Origin of the sequence: Allobosea sp. CER48 (assembly GCF_044752385.1) — a bacterium.
Lineage (GTDB): Bacteria > Pseudomonadota > Alphaproteobacteria > Rhizobiales > Beijerinckiaceae > Allobosea.
On record NZ_JBIWYK010000707.1, the window covers coordinates 1 to 1,180 of the forward strand.

General features: G+C 68.9%; 1 protein-coding gene. It reads left to right on the plus strand.

The annotated features are described in order from the left end of the window. Positions 1 to 209 precede the first annotated feature (209 nt). The coding region (locus ACIPIA_RS16710) for an FAD-binding protein (protein WP_400511094.1) at positions 210 to 1,180 on the plus strand (971 nt) is incomplete at its 3' end.

The window sequence follows — 1,180 nt, forward strand, 5'->3', positions numbered from 1 at the left end:
GATCGAGGAGGAGAACCCGCTTTGGGCCGATCTCTGTCCGCTTCTGGCGCAATGAAGGGCTCCGTCATTCCGGGGCATGCCGCAGGCATGAGCCCGGAACCCAGAACCGATGCCGTTTCGAGCGAAGGCCCGGGCGCCAAATATCTTTCATCGATCGCGGGTCCCGGGTCCTTCGTTGCGCGAAGCCCCGGAATGACAGAGGGGGCCAGATGATCGTCCACACCCCCACGACCGAGGCACAGGCCTGTGCCGTCGTGAAATCGGTCATCGATTCCCGCGTGCCGCTGACCCTGCGTGGCGGAGGTACGCGTGGCGGTCTGGGTCGGCCGGCGCAGGCCGCGAGCACGTTGTCGAGCGCGGGGCTCACCGGCATCACCCTCTACGAGCCCGCCGAGATGGTGCTTGCCGCACGTGCCGGCACGCCGCTGGCGCTGGTGCAGGAGACGCTGGCCGAGCGCGGCCAGATGCTGCCCTTCGAGCCGATGGATCACCGTGCGCTCTATGGCAGCGATGGCGACCCGACGATCGGCGCCGTCGCCGTCTGCAATATCTCGGGGCCGCGTCGCATCAATGCCGGCGCCGCGCGCGACTCGCTGATCGGCATCCGGATGGTCAATGGCCGTGGCGAGATGATCAAATCCGGCGGCCGGGTCATGAAGAACGTGACGGGGCTCGATCTGGTGAAGCTCGTGAGTGGCAGCCACGGCACGCTCGGTTTCCTCACCGAGGTGACCTTCCGCGTGCTGCCCAGGCCGGCGGAGATCGCGACACTGCAGTGGCGCGGCCTGTCCGATGGCCAGGGCGTCGCGCTGCTGTCGAAGGCGCTGGGTTCGCCCTTCGAGCCGATGGCCGCGGCGCATCTCCCTGCCGGACTTGCCGGGGAGGAGGCCGTGACGCTGCTGCGAATGGAGAATTTCCCGGATTCGATCGAGTATCGCGCCGGCGAGCTGGCTTTGCTGCTCGGCGAATACGGCGTGCCGGAACGGCTGGAGGGCGAGCACATGGCGGCGTTGTGGCGCCGTGTCCGCGACGCCGCTTTCTTCGCAGGCACCGACGAAGCCGTGTGGCGGCTCTCGCTCAAGCCGACCGACGGCCCGAGGTCCGCGGCCGCGATCGGCCGGATGCTGCCCGGCGCGCGCTGGTTCTACGACTGGGGTGGCGGGCTGGTCTGGCTGGCGGC